Raw genomic sequence first — 19,130 nt, 5'->3', positions numbered from 1 at the left:
GCGCACACTAATAAATAAAAATACACAAGTTATTATTAGTGTGCAGTGTTTTCGGTTTCATACGTGATTTCTGTGCAAAAAAAGAGCGTGAAACAGTTTTCTTTCGATCAACTGCTTCACACTTTAATTATTTTTGATTACTAAATTGATTGTACACTACTCATTTCTTATAGCCATAGAGATTTAATTTTCCAGACAAGTACTCTCCAAGATAGATTTCATTGATTTTCTGGTACCCATTTTGTTGAATTTGCTCTTCTAACCAAACCTCATCTTTTTTGATCAATTCCAACACATCTTCATTAGATTGACCATCAACGATAATTGGATAGCGGATGTTTTCATCCCCAAATTCAATCAGTGTCAATTGGCCGTTTTGTTCCAAGACAGCACGTTTTACATTTTCTACTTCGTAAATGCCATTTGCTCGAAGCTTAAACATCAATTCATTGGCTGAGATTCCATTTTTCAAACATTCATTCACATCAACGACACCATTTTGAATCAAGGTAATCGGTCGACCATCCACCACTCGTTTCACATAGCGGTTGTGTTCTTTAGCAAATTTGAGAACTAATACTAGTAACGTCCAGATAATCAGCACCAGTACAAATTGCAATACAGTAATTGAGTCATTATAGATAACACCGCCAATAATTCCACCCAATACATAATTTTGAACCTGATCCAATGCTGAAGAAGGAGCCAAGTTTCCTTTTCCCATCAAATTAATTTGAATAATCAAACAAATGATACCTAACGCAAATTTAATAATAATTGGTGTATAAAACTGCATATTTTTTCTCCTTACTCATTGATGATTTTAATCTCTGGATTAGTAACATATGCTCGTTCTAGCGTATAAGATGTCTGGTCACCGCTTAAGTTGACTTTATAAAAATCATCTGCGATTTTCACAATGATTCCGTCTGCCAATTGTGTGGAATTGACCAAGATCTCTTCTTTCGCTAAGTTTTTTTCTTTTGAAATTTGTTCCACTAGGTTAACCATTTGAGAAGATTGAGAGTGTCTACTTTGGTTCACTTGATAATCCGAATACTGAACGCCAGAAACAAACAATAAGAATAAGAAAAAGATAATGCTAAGATCTCGATACTTCGTTTGAATTCGATGTCGTAAATACAAACTAAAAACTACGACCAATAGAATCAATGAACCAAAAATAAAAAAATATTTTACATAATCATTTAAGTTCGTTTGTGCTTCCAAATAGGTGATGCTATAAAAAGTCATACAATCCCCCTCGCTCATATCTGTTCAAACTGAAAAAATTTCAGTTCTACTTTTCTCAAAAATGGCAGTCGTCATTCATAAAATAAGTCAATCCGACTGAAATAGACAATCAAAACACGACTCATCTTTGAAACAGCATACAACTCACGCAATTTTCGTCGTTGAGCTACACGTTAGTCAAAGTAAGTCTGAAATACTGGTTGAAACTCCGCATGGCTTTCTTGATTAGCCGACCATTTCTGCAGACGAATTGGCGACTGTTTTGAAGCTACCTGAGTAATTAACCCATACAAACCATAAATCGGTTCATTTTCACCAGCCAACCAACAATCTGCTCCTAAGATATCTGCTGTTAACTGACACAAAACAGCTGACTCAAAAAAACCACCACTGACTGCTAAGTTACTTGGTTCATTCACCATTTCATGGAGTCGCTTAACGTTGAACAGTACCCCTTCAATCACTGCTCGAACCATCTCAGCTCGGCGGTGATGAATCGTTAAACCTTTAAATTCCGCTGTTTGATTGGCTTTCCAAAGTGGAGCTCGCTCACCGTTGATATAGGGGAAGAAACGTAATCCCTTGGCACCGATTGGCGATTGTGCTAAATAGTCCGGAATCTTTTCATAGAATTGTACGGGGTCATCTGCAAATACTTGGCTTGCCCACTCAAGTACTTTCCCACCGTTATTTGATGGCGCACCAATCACATAAATATTTTCAGTTAGATAGTAGCAAAAGTTTTGACGCTGCCAATCCAAAACTGGTGTACTAGTTATTTCTCGAACAGCAGCACTCGTACCAATGGTCAAACTTGCTGACAATCCGTTTGCCAGATAACCACCATAAGCCGCTAAACAACCATCACTTGCCCCTGCAAAAACTTGTACGCCAGGTAAAAAGTGTAGCTCGTCAGCCAGTTCTCTTTTGATTAAATATGAAGTAGTTGGTTCTACTAACTGGCCTAATTGATCCGTGCTGATACCAAGGTAACCTAAGATTTCTTTATCCCATTGACGTTTGGCTAAATTCAATAAACCTGTAGCAGACGCCGTAGACAAATCAATTGTTGAAACACCAGTGAAAAAGCCCATGAGCAATTCCTTCAGACCCAACCATTTCGTATTTTCAGGATACATTTTTCTTTTCTTAAAATAGAGAATTTTGGCAAAAGGTGTCATTTCATGAATCGGTGTACCTGTTTTTTGGTAAAAACGTTCGGCTTCATTCGCCTGCTTGAAGACCGCTATCGCTTCTTTGCTTTGAGTGTCAGACCAAATAAAGACTTGTTCAAATTCACCAGCAACCACAGGCATACAACTGTGCATCGCCACGCTAAAACTGATTTTTGTGATTCTCTGTTTTAATGAGCGAGGTATTTCTCGCAATTCATTTTGGATAATCACTAAAATTTCAGAAGCTTTTTGATAACGGACACCCCCAGATTCGCTGTAAGTTTCCAATGGTACACGATGATAAAAAATGGTTTCTCCTTGAGCAATTGCACCAAATTTGATTGCAGTGGTTCCGATGTCAATACCTAAAAATATATCAGTCATTTTTTATTCTTCCTTCTTGTGTCTTTCTGAATTGTTTTCCTCAACTTTTTGATGTACTCGAGAAAGATTACTTAATCGCTTTTCTTGATGTTTTAAATGAATATATCCCCAGCTAACTATGACCAGAGCACCAAGCATATTTACGATGCAATCTTTCATCGTATCAATCAGTGCCTCATGCCCACTTAAAATCTCGCCTTCGCCTGTCATAAATTTTTGCATGTTAGTCCCTAATAAATGATCCGCTAAAAATTCGTAGACTTCCCAAAGCAACCCGACTGTTGTTGCAAAGCAAAAGGCAAACAAGCTAATAAAAAATGGACTTAATTGAAGCGCTACTCGTTTACTTCGATTTAAATAAGCGACAATAATAAATCCTAGCGAACCCAGCATTGCCGCGCTAAATCCATGTAAGATCATATCCCAAAATGGTATTTTATAGTAGAAATTGCGTACCTCACCCAAATAAATTGCACAAAACAAAAAAAGAAAGAAAAGAATTTCCATCGTATCAGGAATCTCAATATCAAATTTCTGTTCTACTTGCCTTGGTAAAAAAATAATAATCATTCCTGCCACACATTGCAAAATCATCAACACATAATCACTTTTGACATGTTCGTACTCAGTTGTCGATGTTCCAGATGGCGTTTGAATCATCATGACAATGGCATATACGGTAGAAATTGCTAGTAAAATAAAGACTAAATAAAAAATAATCTTTTTCTTGTCCAACCAGTTTTTTTTCATAACAAGCTCCTTTGCTCATCTGGTTCTTCCGATGAGTCTTTTCCCTTATAAACATGATACAATAAGTGGATAGAAAATAGGAAATAACTAAGAGGTGAATCTAGTGAATAGTGAAAAATCATATACTCAGATCAAACAACTCATTGAACAAGAAACCAATCAAGCAGGCAAAAGCTTCACTGTTGGAAAGTTCACAGGCATTGGCTGGCTATTTATCCAACATTCGCCAGAAGAACCCGCTTCACCACTAATTGCAGTCAAGCAATACGCAAAAACAGTGAATATTTATGTACCCATTGATGAAAATGAACCGCCATTGGTTGAACAATATGCTCAGATCTTTGGCAAAAGCAATTTGGGTAAGACATGTATTCGGATCTCTTCTTTAACACCAACTCGTTTAGATGCTCTAAAAGCATTAGTCCAAAAGATCAAAAGAGAAGCTGAACAAAGCGCGTAACTACGCTTTGTCCAGCTTCTCTTTTTCTATTTTAAACTGGCAAAATCAACAACTTGATACTCTGTTGTTTCAAACCATTTTTTTAACTCAGAGGAAGTCAATGTTTCTAAATCTTGACAACGTGGCAAGGTTAATGTGCTGTGGTCTAAAACGTATTGATCTAAGAAACCAGGGTGAAGATGTAATTCAATCACTGTTTCTTCTGGTAATGCTTGGTAACCAAACGCATCGTCTGCAAAGTCACTAAGCTTCGTTCCACGATTGAGGACCGTCATCAATTTATCAAAATCAGGAATTTCTGCCAGTTGATAGGGCAATTTTTTTGGTGGTTGGTATCCATAAAATAAATTGGCATGGATGCCATATTTTTCAGCCAATTCAAATAAAGCTTGTCCAACTGCTTGATCGCCAACAGAATGTGTTTCCATATGCACTGGGAATTCACCAAGTAATTCCTTAAAATGTAAGATTTGTGCTTCCATTTCTTGTTTGATTTCATGATAGTTAAACGTCAATGTTCCACCATTTTTGTAATGACTTGAAGAGAGGAATAGCCCCTTTTCATCCACTAAACTAGGAATTTTTTTTGCATCTGTCACTGGTTTGCCTAAAGTAAAGTTGATATGCAGATTGATTTCAACCGTTGGATCAATTGCTTGGATCAACGTAACTCCAGCTTTAGCTTCAGGCATATTCACCATTAACGAAGTACTCCTAACGATTCCTTCTTCCACACTTTTGGCAATTCCTAAATTAATAGCCTCTGACATTCCTAAGTCATCTGCATTTAAAATAAATTTTCTCATCATTCAGCCTTCCTTTTCACTTACTTCGTTTGAATCAGATGATTTTTATCTGTTAATGAAATCTTGACTTCTGGATAATCAAGTGTGTTTGTTAAAACGACTGCTGTTGTCGTATCGTAATCAGCTAATTGACTGAAATCCACTTGTCCAATGACTTGTCCTGCAGTTACTCGATCACCTTGTTTAACCTGCCAAGAAAAACCTTTTCCATTTAATTCTACTGTATTGAGACCAATATGGATTAATAATTGCTTACCATCATCAGCAGTGAACCCAATCGCATGTTTTGTTTGAGCCACTAGCTCTACAACGCCGCTAACAGGTGCATATACCGTACCCTCACTTGGTTTGATTGCAAAACCTTCGCCCATGCTTTTTGAAGAAAATACTGGATCATTGATTTCTGAAATCGGCAAGTACTCTCCATTTAAAGGTGCTACTACTAAGTTAGCTTCACTTAAGTTAGTAGATGCAACTGGTTCTGCAGAAATTATTTTCTGTTCTTCTTCACTAATTGAGACTGTTTTCATTTGCTTACGCATCCACAAAGCAGTAGCTACTAGCGCCACGAAGAATGACACACCATTCGCTAATAATTGTGCACTAAAATTATTTCCAGGTCCTACAAACATTGAGAATGTAAAAATATTGGCTACTGGGGTAAAAGAATAAGCTTTGGTTTCAAAAAAGCCACTGATTGCGCCGCCAAGTGCTGCAGAAATCGAACCAATAATAAATGGCATTTTATACTTCAAGTTAATCCCATAAATGGCAGGCTCTGTGATCCCAAAAAAGCCTGATAATGAAGCAGAGGCAGCAATTTCTTTATCTTTTCCTTTTCTTAAAAATAGCCACGCGCCAACTACAGCACCAAATTGACCAAATACACCGTTAGAACCAATTGGTAAAATCGTATCTGCACCAGTGTTTTGAATATTGATTAACGCAATTGGTAAAATTCCCCAATGTAAACCAACCATCACTAATAATTGGAACAAGCCACCTAATAATGCACCCGCTAAAATCGGACTAAACGCATACACGCTAAAGTATGCTGTACCAATCAAATTGGCGATTCCATTTCCTAAAGGACCGATCAAAGCAAAGACTGCAATTCCGGTAATGATGATTGTAAAGAAAGGAACAAATACTGTGTGAGTGACTTTAGGCAAAACTTTTTTGACACCACGTTCGATATAGCTTTGTGCCCAAATTGCTAAAATCGTTGGAACAACAGCACCACCATAAGTTTTGAAACTAATCGTTAATCCCAGCAATGACGCACTATCTAAAATACTAGCATCTGTTAATGGATAGATCATTGCCGCTGCGATTGCCAACGCTATAAATTGATTTGTCTTAAATCGATTGGCTGCTGTTACTGCGATAAACAAGGGTAATAATGTGAAGACACCAGATGCTAAGATACTTAACAATTGATATAGTCCACTATCTGCCGGCAAAATATTGTACATGGAAAGTGGAATCAAAAATCCTTTTAAAATCCCCGCTGCTGCCAACACACCAATATATGGGGTGAAGATAGCTGAAATTGTCGCAAATAATTCATCGTACCATGTTTGTTTCTCTTTTGGCTCATTTACTTGTTTCTCCGCATCTTCTGGTAATAGTTTCACTAATTCATCAAAGACATCCACCACGTCACTTCCAATTACTACTTGATGTTGTCCACCAGACTCGACATATTGAATCACACCAGGTACTTCTTTGATTTCTTCTTTTTCAACTTTTTGTCCATTGTTTAAATAAAAACGTAGGCGTGTCGCGCAGTGTGTTAGTGATGAAACATTTTCTTTTCCTCCCACTGCTTCTAAAATTGCTTGTGCTCTTTGTCGATCGTCCATTTCTTTTTCCTCCTTAAAAATTGTTCGTAAAAAACAAAAAACCAAAAAAACTAGCCCTCTTCAATCAAAAGAGAGTCGTTTTTTTGGTTATGCCTGGTCGAACCAGTTACACTCAAATTTCACTTATTTTTTTGATGTGGATTAGCAGATAAAGCAAATCTTCTTCGTCCAACGTCCAACCGTAAGACTCCTGCAAATAATGCTCGATTTTCTTTACGCACTGCGCTTCTTGCACATATTGTGCACGCAGTGTTTGATACAATTCATTTTTTCGATACTCAGTTGTCTCATGGTTAAGTTTCCTAGCAATAAAATATTTAAGATGCGTCACAAAACGTAAATAGTAGAATGAATCTTCTGGGAACTCTTTATGAAAATGATACGTAATAATATTGTTCACATCACTGATAATTTTAATGTAAGGATCTACTTTTTCACGCTCACCAAGACTTGCTTGACTATTGATAAAATGTAAGGCGTAGGCGTGTGCTTCTTGTCTAGGAATTTGTTTACCTGTCTCTTCCGCCAAATAGTTCACCGCCCAATTTCCCAGCTCAAATTCTTTCGGGAAAAACTTTTCGATTTCAATTCGAAACGGTGCACTTAAAGAAATTCCTTGGTCCAAACGTTGCAACATGTAGTTCGTGTGATCCGCAACATTTAAAAACAAAAGATCTGTCGTTGGTAACTGGAGTTCTTGCTCAGCTTTTTTGACAATTTGATGAGAGTAGTTCATGACTTCTAGCGGAAACTGAGCCAAGTTAATCCCATTTAAATTGGAATCATTTAATTGATATACTTTTTCGACTTCATCTTCTGCAATCGTTTTAGGAAATTTTCCAAAGCCAATTCCCACTTCTGCAACAATAACTTCTTTGCCATCTTTCATCGCTAATGCAAAATTGTTGTTGATACTCTTGATGATCTCCAACTCGCCACCTCCAATCTAAGACAATAAAAAAGCCAACATTAATACACTGCTCCCACAGTCTATTACATGCTGGTTGATGCCTGGTCGGACCAGTAACACGCCTTTTATGTGAACATCATAACGGTAACTTCTTCAAAAGTCAATGATAAATGTAACCGTTTTTCGTTTTTATTACAAATGTTATACAATTTTCCTTATTTTTCTATCGAAAACAAGAAAAATTCTGTTATTACAAATACGCATCACTTATACAAGAGCAAGGGTTGAACCTCCTACTGTTTCTAGTCAGTAAAAAGTTCAACCCTTGCTCTTTTTATTCTTTAATGAAGTAAACGAACAAATTAAGGCAGCCGCAATCAGTTGTTCCTAATTTGTTGCGTTAAGGAAATCATCTCGAGTAATCCTTGTGCCACGTTTGCCCCATTATTTCCAGCTTTTGTGCCTGAACGTTCAATTGCTTGTTCAATTGTTTCTGTCGTCAGAACACCAAACATAACTGGAATTTCTGATGCTAAACCAACTTGTGCCACACCTTTTGCTACTTCATTACTAACCAATTCGTAATGAGTCGTTGCTCCACGAATCACCGCCCCAAGAGTCAACACACCATCATATTGATTCGTTGCAACGATTTTTTTGGTCATAAAGGGAATTTCAAAGGCTCCTGGAACCCAATAAACATCAATATTTTCTTCTTCTACGCCGTGACGAACCAAGCTGTCAATTGCCCCGCTTAGTAGTTTTGATGTAATAAATTCGTTAAATCGTCCAATAACAATCCCAATTTTTTTCGTTTGTCCATGAAAGTTTCCTTCAAAAGTATGCATTGTTTTCTCCATTCTCAAATTGATAGTAAGTGATGAAATCTTGTTTTTTTCGTTTGTAGATACGTATAGTTTTCTTTTTCTGGCGGGATCTCAAGCGGCACGCGTTTAACGACCTCAATTCCTTGTTCCATCAACTGTGTCACTTTTTCTGGATTATTCGTCAATAATTCGATTCTCTGAATACTCGTTTTCTTTAACATTTCTACCGCAAATTGGTACGTTCGCTCATCTGGCTCAAATCCTAAAGCAAGATTCGCATCATAAGTATCAATACCTGTTTCTTGTAGTTGATAAGCCAATAATTTATTTTTTAAACCAATGCCTCTGCCTTCTTGACGTAAATAAAGAATAGCGCCTGTTCCTCTTTCCGAAATCATCCTCATAGCTTCATGAAGCTGGTCGCCACAGTCACAACGGTGGGAACCAAATACATCGCCAGTCAAACATTCAGAATGAATACGCACGAGTAAAGGTTCTTCACTCTTTCGCACATCACCTTTTGTTAGCAATAAATGTTCTTCACCAGCGTTGTCCTCAAACAAAGTTAATTCAAAGTCACCATATGCTGTAGGTAGTTGAACAGTTGGTCGTTGCTCTTCCAAATATTGTTTCAACTCTTCGACAGTAATAAGTGGCATCTGCCAGCTATGCGCCAAAACTTTTAGTTGCTCCAAACGTGCCATTGTTCCATCTTCATTTAAAATCTCACATATATAGGCAGCTTCTGATTGATTGGTTAATTTTGCTAAATCAAGTGCAGCTTCCGTGTGTCCTCTTCGCTTCAAGACGCCGCCTTCCTTGCCTATCAACGGAAAAATGTGGCCCGGTTGATGGAACATCGTAGCTTTCGTTGTTGTTTGCCCTAAAGCTTTGATCGTCTTTGCTCGATCGTAAGCAGAAATACCAGTTACCGTTGTTTCATAATCAACACTGATCGTAAATGCTGTACCAAATGGATCGGTATTTTTTTGGACCATCTCCGTTAACTGTAGCTGCTTGGCACGTTGAAGAGTGATTGGCGCACAAATGAGTCCTCGAGCAAATTTAGTCATAAAATTAATTGTTTCTGGTGATACTAAGTTTGCAATCCCAACTAAATCTCCTTCTGCCTCCCGGCTTTCATCATCTGCTACGATAATTAAGTTTCCTTTTCGTAATTCTAGTAAAGCTTCTTCAATTTTTTTATGGTTCATCTCTCTTGTCCTTCTTTCACCACTTAAGAATTCCTTGTGCCTTTACATACTTTCCTAGTAAATCAGTTTCAATGTTGACCAATTGTCCTTGAACCAGTTTTCCTAAATTCGTTTGTTCTTTTGAGTGTGGGATCAAGCTAACCGAAAAGGTCTGCTCGGTCACTGCTGTAACAGTTAAACTAACACCATTGATTGCAATCGATCCTTGCGGAATAATTTCACCTTTAAAAGTACCCGGTAATCCGAAAACAAAAACAAAGGCATTTTCTTGCATTTTTTTTTGTAGCAAGCGAGTCGTTCCATCTACGTGCCCTGTTACCAAGTGTCCTTCTAGTCGTCCGTTATAAGGCAATGCGCGTTCCAAATTGACCGGATCTCCGACTTTCATTTGCGAAAAAGTCGTTCGCTGATACGTTTCTGGCATCATTTCCACACAGAATCGTTGATTGTTGATTGCAATAGCCGTTAGACATGTCCCATTGATAGCCATACTGTCTCCAATTCGATAATTGTCTAACAATTGTTCAGACGCTTCGCAAGTAAGTTCGATTGTGTGTCCATGTCGTGTAATCTTAGTCACTTTTCCCTGCTCTTGAATCAATCCAGTAAACATTTTATACTCTGCTCCCCACGATTTTTATTGTGTTGTCTAACGCTTGGACTGTGACATTGTTCAATTCTGTTACTTTTTCAACATGTCGACTAGAGGACATACACGTAACACTATCACCACCTAAAATTTTAGGTGCAACGTAAGTAATCAGCTCTTCCCAACACGCACTTGCCAAAAAAGCATCATGAATTTTTGCACCACCTTCAACATACACAGATTGGATCAGTCGTTCTCCTAATTTTGTTAATACCTCGGAAATCAAAACTTTCGGCAGATAAATTACCTCAACATGTTTCGGTAATGTCTGACAAATTTCAGACTGTTCTGTAAAAATCAAAACTGGCGCTGTTTCATCTTGAAAAACAGCAAGATTTTCGTGTTCGAACACCCTTCCTCGTCGATCTAAGATTACTCGATAAAACGGAAAATCGTTTATCGCACTTGTTAACTTGGGATTGTCAGTCAAAATAGTTTGACTTCCTACCAAAATTGCTTGGTAATTCGCCCTTTCTTCGCGAACTTTTTGCACCACATATTCACTTGTTAATCTGGTTCGTTGGTTCAATAATGCTAACTTTCCATCTAATGATATTGCTTGTTTTAGCGCAACAAATGGCCGCTTCTTTTCAAAAAAATAATTGTAATGTCTGTTTAAATTTCGAACCTCTTCTTCTAACACACCAACTAAAACATGAATCCCATGATCTCGTAGTTTTTTTATTCCCTGACCAGACACTATAGGATTAGGGTCTACTTGTCCGACTACTACTTGCCTGATTCCAGCAGCAATAATTGCCTCTGTGCAAGGTGGTTGTTTTCCGTGATGGTCACAAGGTTCTAGAGTGACATAAATTGTTGAATTGAGTAGTTTTTCGGGAGTATCGCATAAATAATCAATTGCTACTTTTTCTGCATGTGCCTCGCCATATGCTAAATGTGCGCCGACTGCTAGGACTTGATCGTCTTTCACAATAACTGCACCGACTAAAGGGTTCGTAAATGTTTTCCCACGCCCATTTTCCGCTGCTAGAATCGCTTTTTTCATAAATCGTTCATGCAAATGAATTCCTCCTTTCCAAACAAAAAAGCCCCGTGTAATTACACGAGGCTCATAGTCAAAATAAACTCAAAGAAGCACGACAAAAAAAGGGACACTTTTCCCGTCATTTTTTCGATAAGTTTTTCTTCTCCCATCCAGACTTTAACTGTCGGTTCTAGATTTTCACTAGATCAACCGCAAACTATTGCGGGTCACGGACTTCAAGTTAGACTTGTCACCGTCGGTCGGGAATTACACCCTGCCCCGAAGAAACATATTCAATTAACAAAAAAAGCATAACGTTCAAAAAAAAGAATGTCAACTGCTTTTTTCTTGTGCTTGATTCGCGACTTGCTTCAATCCATCGGAAAATGTTTGTGTCGCTTACGGTAATTCAATGGTGTGATTCCCTTGATTTTTTTGAATGAACGTACAAAGTAACTGGCCTCAACATAACCTAATTGATCGCTAATTTCGCTGATTGTTAAATCTGTTGTCCTCAATAATTGTTCCGCCCAATAGATTTTTAATTTCGCATAAATTTGACTGAAAGGTTCTCCAAACTCTTCTTTCAACTGTCGGCTTAAGTAGCTTGGACTCAAATTCGTTACATCGGCTAACATATTTAGATCGACATGACTTCCTTTATTAGCAAAAATCAGATCAATTGCAGGTTGCAGCATTTTATTTTTGGCTAGATACCTATCTTTTTCTGTCCCTAATTGGTTTTCCAATAAAGATTGACGAATGTCTGCTTGCACTGTTTTTAAATCAACTGATTGATCCGGTACTTCTGCTTTTTTTGAAATGCGGAGTGTCTGCTTATACGCTTTGATTAAATAATCTTTTTTGATTGCTTCCGTTACGATGTATTCGCTTAAACTTTCTAACATTACAGCTGTTCTCTGCAAATCAGCCAAGGTAAACTGGGGATATTGTTCAAATAATTCGTGGTGTTCTTCTTTAAATGCTTCCAATCTTTCTTGGTCTTCTACTTGTAAAACTTGTTCTAACTTTTCTTGTCCATCTATTAGCAGAACTTCTCCAGCCATGATTGCACCAACATATTGATTATCAACCATAATTGGGATTGCCATATCAACAATATTAAAATGGCAACGGTAAATAAACGGCTCTCCTGTTCGAACAGCTTCCAGGCCTCCTCTTGAATCACATTTTTCACAATAAACAGCCAATTCAGGGTGATTACGTACTAACTGGCAAAAAGGTTGAACTTGGCTGTGTTTCGTAATTGGTCTACCCCGATAATCTACTAAAATAATGGCCAAATGTGTAGCGAGGGCTAGACTTTCTTGAACTTTTTCCCATTTATCTAAATCTAAAACTTGTTCGATATCAAATAAAGTTGTGCTCATTTTCTCACCTCTAGTTAGTAGTATAGGACGATTTTCTAAAAATGACAAAATAATCCTATTTCACAAAATACTTCAACACATTCTCGAAAGAAAGCGGTATCAAAGTTCAATGATTCTTTGATGATAACGCTTTATGCTATAATAGTAAACGATAACAAGGAGGAACTACTGATGAGAAAAGCACTAATTTTACCAACCAAATATGTACAAGGTGAAGATGAATTACTGAACTTAGGTTACTTCGTATCGACTTTTGGGTCTTCTGCATTACTGATTGCAAACCCGGCTGATGTGGATCGTATTCGACCACAACTAGATGCTACCGCAGAAAAATTTGGCGTATCATTTATTGAAGGCGGTTTCAGTGGTGAAGTCACTCAAGCAGAAACAAAACGATTGCAACAAGTAGCTAAAGAACAACACACTGATTGCATTATTGGTTTAGGTGGCGGAAAAGCGATTGATGCTTCAAAAGTTGTAGCTGAGGGTGAAAAACTAATTATTGTTCCAACAATTGCAGCGCAAGATGCGCCAACCTCTCACTCGGCTGTTTTGTACCATGAAGACGGTTCGTTTGACGACTATGCTTACTTTAAACAAAGTCCAAGCGTTGTCTTAGTGGATACAAAAGTGGTGGCAAAAGCACCTACTCGTTTCTTGGTTGCTGGTATGGGTGACGCATTATCAACTTATTTTGAAGCACGTGCAACGCATGATTCTTATTCCCGCGTTAACGCAAGTTTGCCAATGGGTTCAAGAGAGGGATTAACTCCTCCGGCTAGTGGCACTTATGCTGCCTTAGCGATGGCAAAATTATGTTGGGAACATTTACAAGAAGACGGCTTGAATGCAAAAATTGCTTGTGATGCGAATTTAGTGACTGAATCATTGAGTAAAATTGTCGAAACAAATATTTTGTTATCTGGTTTAGGATTTGAAAGTGGTGGTTTAGCTGCAGCTCATGCCATTCATAACGGAATGACTGTTTTACCTGGTGCACATAGTTACCTTCATGGTGAAAAAGTTGCTTTTGCCACCTTAACTCAGTTAGTTCTGGAAGATGCAAAAACGGAAGAAATGAATGACGTCATGGACTTCATGGCTTCTGTTGGATTGCCATTGACGCTAGCTGATCTAGGTGTGGATCACATTACTTATGAAGAAGCACTTGAAGTAGCAAAAATCGCTTGCATTCCTGAAGAATCCATTCATTCAATGCCGTTCCCAATTGTTGTCGAAGATGTCGCAAACGCTCTAATCGTCGCTGATCGAATTGGACAAGCCTACAAAGATAGAATGCGTAACTAAAAAGGAGTTTTTTGGAATGAAAAAAAGTATCTTACTCGTTTCTCATAGTCAAATGATTACAGATGGGCTCAAAGAAATGATTGAGCAAATGGGCAAAAGTGAGAATGTCGTGCTCTTTTCCCTAGGTGGAACTTCTGACGGAGAATTAGGTAGCGATCCAACCAAAATTGTAGATGCAATCAATGAAGCAACTGATAGTGATATCTTTTTTGTCTTCGCTGATCTTGGCAGTGCTGTCTTAAGTGCTGAACTTGCATATGATTTATTAGAACCAGAACAACAAGAAAAATATGTGTTAGTTGATGCCCCCTTAGTTGAAGGAGCATTCGCAGCTGGAATCACAGCAAGTGTTTCTGACGATCCCGACCATATTGTCAATGAAGCAAAGCAGGCAGCAAAGAAAGGTTGGAAATAAAATGAAGAAAATCATTAATGAACCACAAAATATTATCGAAGAAATGCTTGAAGGAATGGTAAAAAGTTATTCAACACTTGTTCATCGCGTCGATGATTCCAGAGTAATTGCTAAAAATCAAACAGAGAATGCACAAGTCGGATTAGTTTCTGGTGGCGGAAGCGGGCATGAGCCTGCACATGCTGGTTTTGTCGGTGACGGAATGTTAAGTGCAGCGGTTTTAGGTGATGTCTTCACTTCTCCTACACCAGATCAAATCGAACGCGCTATCGAAGCAACCAACCAAGGCAAAGGTGTTTTATTGATTGTTAAAAATTATACTGGTGACATCTTGAACTTTGAAATGGCAAAAGACTTAGCCGAAATGAACGACATTCCAACAGAAATCGTTGTTGTTGATGACGATATTGCTGTAGAAGACAGCACTTATACCGCTGGAAAGCGTGGTGTTGCCGGAACAGTTCTTGTTCATAAAATCTTAGGTGACGCTGCACGAAGTGGCGCTTCTTTAGCAGAATTAAAAGAGCTTGGTGAAAAGGTTGTCCAAGCAACCAAAACGATTGGCGTTGCTTTAGCAGCGGCAACTGTCCCTGAAGTTGGGAAACCTGGTTTTACTTTAGCAGAAGATGAAATCGAATTCGGCGTTGGTATTCATGGAGAGCCAGGATATCGTCGCGAAAAATTACAACCTTCAAAACAATTAGCACAAGAATTAGTTGAAAAATTAGTTCAGGCTTATCCAGAAACGCCAAAAAAAGTTGGTGTCTTGGTCAATGGTATGGGTGGCACTCCTTTAATGGAACAATTTGTCTTTATAAATGATGTGTTAACTTTACTTGCGGCTAAAGATATTGACGTTGATTTCCACAAGGTTGGGAACTATATGACCTCTATTGATATGCAAGGTCTTTCTCTGACATTGATTGATTTGACAACAACGGAATGGACAAAAGCTTTAACCAGTCCAGTTGCAACCATCTCATGGGGCTAATTTAAGAAAATGATTGACTAAAGGAGAATGACAATGGATTTAACAGTCGAAAAAGTACAAGCATGGTTGAATGATTTTTCTCAAGAAATCGAAAAAAATAAACACATGCTCAGTGAATTAGATACGCCAATTGGTGATGGTGACCATGGAAACAATATGGCTCGTGGCATGGCAGCTTATCAAGAAGCATTTGCTGCACAACAACCGAAAACTATTACTGATACATTTAAGATCTTAGCCATGTCTTTGATTTCAAAAGTAGGTGGGGCTTCCGGTCCATTGTATGGTACAGCATTCATGAATTTTGCCAAAGCAACAAAAGAAGTTACTGCCATTACAAATGAAGAACAGCTAGGTGAACTTATACAAGAAGGATTGAACGGGATCCAATTACGTGGAAAAGCCAATGTAGACGATAAAACAATGGTCGATGTTTGGGCTCCTGTAGCTGAAATACTCAAAAAAAATCAACCCTTAACAACAGAAGAAATCACATCTGCCAAAGAACATACAAAAGAGTTACAAGCCAAAAAAGGACGCGCTTCTTACTTGGGTGAGCGTTCTATTGGCCATATTGATCCGGGTGCTGCTTCCAGCGCTATTTTGTTCCAAACGTTATTACCTTATCTTAACTAGAAAGAAGCAACTGACATGAAAACAAATTATGATTTTATGATGCCTAGCGTCAATTTCTTTGGTCCTGGGGTCATTGCCAAAATTGGTGAACGTGCAAAATTGTTAGGCATAAACAATATTTTGATTGTAACTGATTCTTTTTTACATCATTTAGAAGATGGACCTGTCAAACAAACCGAAGAAAGCTTACGATTAGCTGGGATTTCTTATACTATTTTTGACGGTGTCGAGCCAAATCCTAAAATTCGTAACGTTCAAGCCGGAGCTGCGATGTATCAAGAAAATAATTGTGATAGTATCATCACTGTTGGTGGTGGTTCTGCCCATGATTGTGGTAAAGGAATTGGGATTGCCCTGACAAATGGTGAAGATCTTGCAAAATTAGCTGGAATCGAAACGTTGACCCAACCATTACCACCACTGATGGCCGTGAATACCACCGCTGGAACAGCTTCTGAAATTACACGACATGCCGTGCTAACAAACGAAGATACACATTTGAAATTTGTCATTGTTTCGTGGCGAAATGTACCTTTAGTTTCTTTCAATGATCCATTGTTGATGCTTGATGTTCCAAGTAAATTGACAGCAGCTACTGGAATGGACGCTTTGTGTCACTGTGTAGAATCTTACGTTTCAGAAAATCGTAATCCAATTACAGATGCTCAAGCAATTCAAGGAATGAAATTGATTGGCCAATATTTACGTCGAGCGGTTGCGAATGGTCATGATGTTGAAGCACGTACCAATATGGCTTATGCTTCTTTACTTGCCGGAATGGCATTCAACAATGCCGACCTAGGTTACGTTCATGCGATGGCACATCAATTAGGTGGTCAATATGATGCCCCACATGGCGTTTGCTGCGCTGTGTTAATGCCGACTGTTGAACGTTGGAATATGATTGCTAGTCCAGAACGCTTTGCTGATATTGCTACTTTCTTAGGAGAAAACATTACTGGATTATCTCCAATGGAAGCAGCTGAAAAGGGAATTCATGCACTCGAAAGAATTTCTGAAGATGTTGGTATCCCAACAAATATCAAATCAATTGGGGCAGACCCAAAAGATTTTGAATTGATGGCTGAAAATGCGTTAAAAGACGGCAACGCCTTTTCAAATCCACGCAAAGGTACAAAGTCAGACATCGTTGAATTATTCACCCGTTCTTACGAAGCCTAATTTTTACTTAACAGAGAAAAAAGGATGAAGCAAAACGAAATAACGTTTTGCCTCATCCTTTTTCGTGCATAAAATTGATTAATTCAAAACAACTTTTTCTAACAATTCACCAGATTGATGCGTGCCATCCAACCTTTTTTCACCATGAAGTGTCACTACGCGCTCCATGTTCAAGATGATGACCATGACTATTGTTGATTTTTTTTGCGTGCGAATATAATCTAAATCCATCTTTGCAATTTTTGTTTTACTTGAAACTTTATCTCCAGCTTGAACAAATAGCTCAAATCCTTCGCCATTCAACGAAACTGTGTCGATTCCCATATGAACCAAAATTTCCACGCCATTAGTTGTTTTGATTCCAATCGCATGTTTAGAAGGAAAAATTGTGGTAACAACTCCGGATACGGGCGCATAAATTTCACCATTGATTGGCTCAATAGCAAATCCATCTCCCATCATTTTTGTCGAGAATACTTCATCGGGAACATCCTCTAAAGGTACATAAGCACCTTGGGCTACCGCATGTAAATCAACTTCATTGGTTACAAAATCTTCTGTTTCTTCTTTTGGTACAAGTAGATATGTCACTAGAAACGAAGAAACTAAAGCAATCAAAATACCTAGCACTGCAAAAATAAAATATTGCCCAATGTAGGCCGGCAAACTAAAAATACTCGACAAAATATAACCATAAATTCTAACCCCAAAAAAGCTAATGAACGCTGAAGCTAAGGCACTACCAATCGTAGCCGCAGCAAAAGCTTTCTTATACTTCGATAAAATACCAAATAGCGCTGGTTCAGTGATTCCTAAAATACCTGAAATTGCTGAAGATAAGACAATTGTTTTTTCTTCTTTTGTCGTTACCTTGGTATAAATTGCTGCAGTTGCACCAGTGATTGCCATGTTCGCCATAAACATCATTGGCATTAACATATCATAGCCTTGATTTGCAAAATTTTGTAACGCAATCGGGGTCATTGCATGATGAAGCCCCGTAAATATCGCGATTGGGCGAATTGCGCCAACGACAATTCCAGCTAAGATCGGTGATATTGCAAATAGCCCTTCTACCCCACTTGCCAATAAGTTTCCTAGAAAAATACTGATGGGTCCAATGACCGTTAACGAAAGTATTCCTGCAATAAATAATGATAATGTTGGCGTGAAAACAGTTCGTAACACTTGCGGTAGAACTTTGTCGACCCAACGATAAATATAGCTTAATGCTAATACGGCAAAAATAATTGGAATAACTGTTCCAGCATAATTAAATACAGGAACTGGAACTAAGCCAAATAATAAGAATTGAGAGACTTCTCCTTGTGCAACAGCTGCCGTCATAGTTGGAAATTGCATAGCTGCTGCAATCGCAATTGCTAAATACTGATTCGTTTGAAAAATTTTCGCAGCAGATGCTGCTACAAAAAATGGTAAGAAAGTAAACACACCGCTTGCAATCATATCAATAACCAAATAGGAATCTGTTTGATTTGAAAGTACATTCAATGCTACCAATCCAGCCATCAGTCCCTTGATCATCCCAGCACCAGCAATCGCCGGCACCAGCGGACCAAAAACTCCAGAAACCGTATCCATAAACAATGATACAAGTCCCTTCTTTTCACCTGAATCAACTATCCGTGTTTCCTCCAACCCTAATTCCTTTGCCAATGGAAGAAAATAGTCTGCGACATCCGTTCCAATAACTACTTGTAGTTGGTCGCTCTGATACTTTGTCCCAACCACATGTGGAATTTTTTCTAACGCCTCATAATCAACTGCTTCAACTTTTTTTAAGTTAAATCGTAAGCGTGTCATACAGTGCCAAGCATTATTAACATTCTCTTTTCCACCAACAGCTTCAATGATTGCTTGTGAAGTTTCTTTATGATTCATTTCTCGCTCCTCCTTGTTTGCGT

Annotated in this window: 19 protein-coding genes and 1 riboswitch; of the genes, 6 read left to right on the top strand and 13 right to left on the bottom strand. The window is 38.2% G+C overall.

The window, feature by feature from the left end; translation table 11 throughout:
- Positions 1-160: 160 nt before the first annotated feature.
- The 4 genes from IGJ93_RS01330 to IGJ93_RS01315 all read right to left on the bottom strand — a co-directional run bounded on the left by IGJ93_RS01330 (position 161) and on the right by IGJ93_RS01315 (position 3,563).
- On the bottom strand, positions 161-796 hold the full coding sequence (locus IGJ93_RS01330; RefSeq protein ID WP_071868588.1) for a DUF421 domain-containing protein: 636 nt from the start codon (positions 794-796) through the stop codon (positions 161-163).
- Positions 797-807: 11 nt separating this feature from the next.
- On the bottom strand, positions 808-1,254 hold the full coding sequence (locus tag IGJ93_RS01325; RefSeq protein ID WP_075491863.1) for a DUF3290 domain-containing protein: 447 nt from the start codon (positions 1,252-1,254) through the stop codon (positions 808-810).
- Positions 1,255-1,427: 173 nt separating this feature from the next.
- On the bottom strand, positions 1,428-2,813 hold the full coding sequence (locus IGJ93_RS01320; protein WP_176694894.1) for a gluconokinase: 1,386 nt from the start codon (positions 2,811-2,813) through the stop codon (positions 1,428-1,430).
- Between the two features lie 3 nt (positions 2,814-2,816).
- Positions 2,817-3,563 carry a hypothetical protein gene (locus tag IGJ93_RS01315; RefSeq protein ID WP_086270559.1) on the bottom strand — a complete coding sequence of 249 codons (747 nt, stop codon included), beginning with the start codon at positions 3,561-3,563 and terminating at the stop codon, positions 2,817-2,819.
- Positions 3,564-3,666: 103 nt separating this feature from the next.
- Here IGJ93_RS01315 and IGJ93_RS01310 point away from each other — a divergent pair, with 103 nt between their 5' ends.
- Positions 3,667-4,023, top strand: a complete 357-nt coding sequence (locus IGJ93_RS01310) for a hypothetical protein (RefSeq protein ID WP_067483179.1) — start codon at positions 3,667-3,669, stop codon at positions 4,021-4,023.
- Between the two features lie 26 nt (positions 4,024-4,049).
- Here the strand turns inward: IGJ93_RS01310 and IGJ93_RS01305 are convergent, their stop codons facing one another.
- The 8 genes from IGJ93_RS01305 to IGJ93_RS01270 form a co-directional block, all read right to left on the bottom strand.
- Entirely contained in the window at positions 4,050-4,829 is a 780-nt protein-coding gene (locus IGJ93_RS01305; protein ID WP_067483181.1) for a ChbG/HpnK family deacetylase, read from the bottom strand.
- A gap of 20 nt (positions 4,830-4,849) precedes the next feature.
- The gene (locus IGJ93_RS01300; RefSeq protein ID WP_067483183.1) at positions 4,850-6,694 is read right to left on the bottom strand and encodes a beta-glucoside-specific PTS transporter subunit IIABC; all 1,845 of its coding nucleotides are present in this window, start codon (positions 6,692-6,694) and stop codon (positions 4,850-4,852) included.
- A gap of 112 nt (positions 6,695-6,806) precedes the next feature.
- On the bottom strand, positions 6,807-7,625 hold the full coding sequence (locus tag IGJ93_RS01295; RefSeq protein ID WP_071868582.1) for a PRD domain-containing protein: 819 nt from the start codon (positions 7,623-7,625) through the stop codon (positions 6,807-6,809).
- 356 nt (positions 7,626-7,981) lie between these two features.
- A complete protein-coding gene (ribH, locus tag IGJ93_RS01290; RefSeq protein ID WP_067483187.1) occupies positions 7,982-8,452 on the bottom strand; it encodes a 6,7-dimethyl-8-ribityllumazine synthase in 471 nt (156 codons plus the stop codon).
- 14 nt (positions 8,453-8,466) lie between these two features.
- Positions 8,467-9,645, bottom strand: a complete 1,179-nt coding sequence (gene ribA / locus IGJ93_RS01285) for a GTP cyclohydrolase II (RefSeq protein WP_285701244.1) — start codon at positions 9,643-9,645, stop codon at positions 8,467-8,469.
- Positions 9,646-9,661: 16 nt separating this feature from the next.
- Positions 9,662-10,258 carry a riboflavin synthase gene (locus IGJ93_RS01280; protein ID WP_095803378.1) on the bottom strand — a complete coding sequence of 199 codons (597 nt, stop codon included), beginning with the start codon at positions 10,256-10,258 and terminating at the stop codon, positions 9,662-9,664.
- 1 nt (position 10,259) lies between these two features.
- Positions 10,260-11,318 (bottom strand): bifunctional diaminohydroxyphosphoribosylaminopyrimidine deaminase/5-amino-6-(5-phosphoribosylamino)uracil reductase RibD, encoded by a 1,059-nt coding sequence (ribD, locus tag IGJ93_RS01275; RefSeq protein WP_430596969.1) that lies wholly within the window; start codon positions 11,316-11,318, stop codon positions 10,260-10,262.
- Between the two features lie 118 nt (positions 11,319-11,436).
- Positions 11,437-11,573: riboswitch (FMN riboswitch) on the bottom strand.
- 80 nt (positions 11,574-11,653) lie between these two features.
- Positions 11,654-12,673 carry a PocR ligand-binding domain-containing protein gene (locus tag IGJ93_RS01270; RefSeq protein WP_067483194.1) on the bottom strand — a complete coding sequence of 340 codons (1,020 nt, stop codon included), beginning with the start codon at positions 12,671-12,673 and terminating at the stop codon, positions 11,654-11,656.
- A gap of 171 nt (positions 12,674-12,844) precedes the next feature.
- On the opposite strand from IGJ93_RS01270, the gene IGJ93_RS01265 reads away from it, so the two are divergent.
- The 5 genes from IGJ93_RS01265 to IGJ93_RS01245 are packed head-to-tail and all read left to right on the top strand — an operon-like array spanning position 12,845 to position 17,205.
- Positions 12,845-13,981, top strand: a complete 1,137-nt coding sequence (locus IGJ93_RS01265; RefSeq protein WP_270492919.1) for a glycerol dehydrogenase — start codon at positions 12,845-12,847, stop codon at positions 13,979-13,981.
- 16 nt (positions 13,982-13,997) lie between these two features.
- Positions 13,998-14,396, top strand: a complete 399-nt coding sequence (gene dhaM, locus IGJ93_RS01260) for a dihydroxyacetone kinase phosphoryl donor subunit DhaM (RefSeq protein ID WP_067483198.1) — start codon at positions 13,998-14,000, stop codon at positions 14,394-14,396.
- Between the two features lies 1 nt (position 14,397).
- A complete protein-coding gene (dhaK, locus tag IGJ93_RS01255; RefSeq protein WP_075491857.1) occupies positions 14,398-15,387 on the top strand; it encodes a dihydroxyacetone kinase subunit DhaK in 990 nt (329 codons plus the stop codon).
- Between the two features lie 33 nt (positions 15,388-15,420).
- Positions 15,421-16,023, top strand: coding sequence for a dihydroxyacetone kinase subunit DhaL (gene dhaL, locus IGJ93_RS01250; RefSeq protein ID WP_071868576.1), 603 nt, complete (start codon positions 15,421-15,423; stop codon positions 16,021-16,023).
- 15 nt (positions 16,024-16,038) lie between these two features.
- A complete protein-coding gene (locus IGJ93_RS01245) occupies positions 16,039-17,205 on the top strand; it encodes an iron-containing alcohol dehydrogenase (protein ID WP_071868575.1) in 1,167 nt (388 codons plus the stop codon).
- Positions 17,206-17,283: 78 nt separating this feature from the next.
- Here the strand turns inward: IGJ93_RS01245 and IGJ93_RS01240 are convergent, their stop codons facing one another.
- Complete coding sequence (locus IGJ93_RS01240) at positions 17,284-19,107, bottom strand: glucose PTS transporter subunit IIA (RefSeq protein ID WP_071868574.1); 1,824 nt, start codon at positions 19,105-19,107, stop codon at positions 17,284-17,286.
- Positions 19,108-19,130: the final 23 nt, after the last annotated feature.

Source organism: Enterococcus sp. DIV0174 (genome assembly GCF_050529065.1).
Lineage (GTDB): Bacteria > Bacillota > Bacilli > Lactobacillales > Enterococcaceae > Enterococcus_B > Enterococcus_B thailandicus.
The sequence above is the reverse complement of the archived record's forward strand: the minus strand, read 5'-3'. Positions and strand labels throughout refer to the sequence as shown.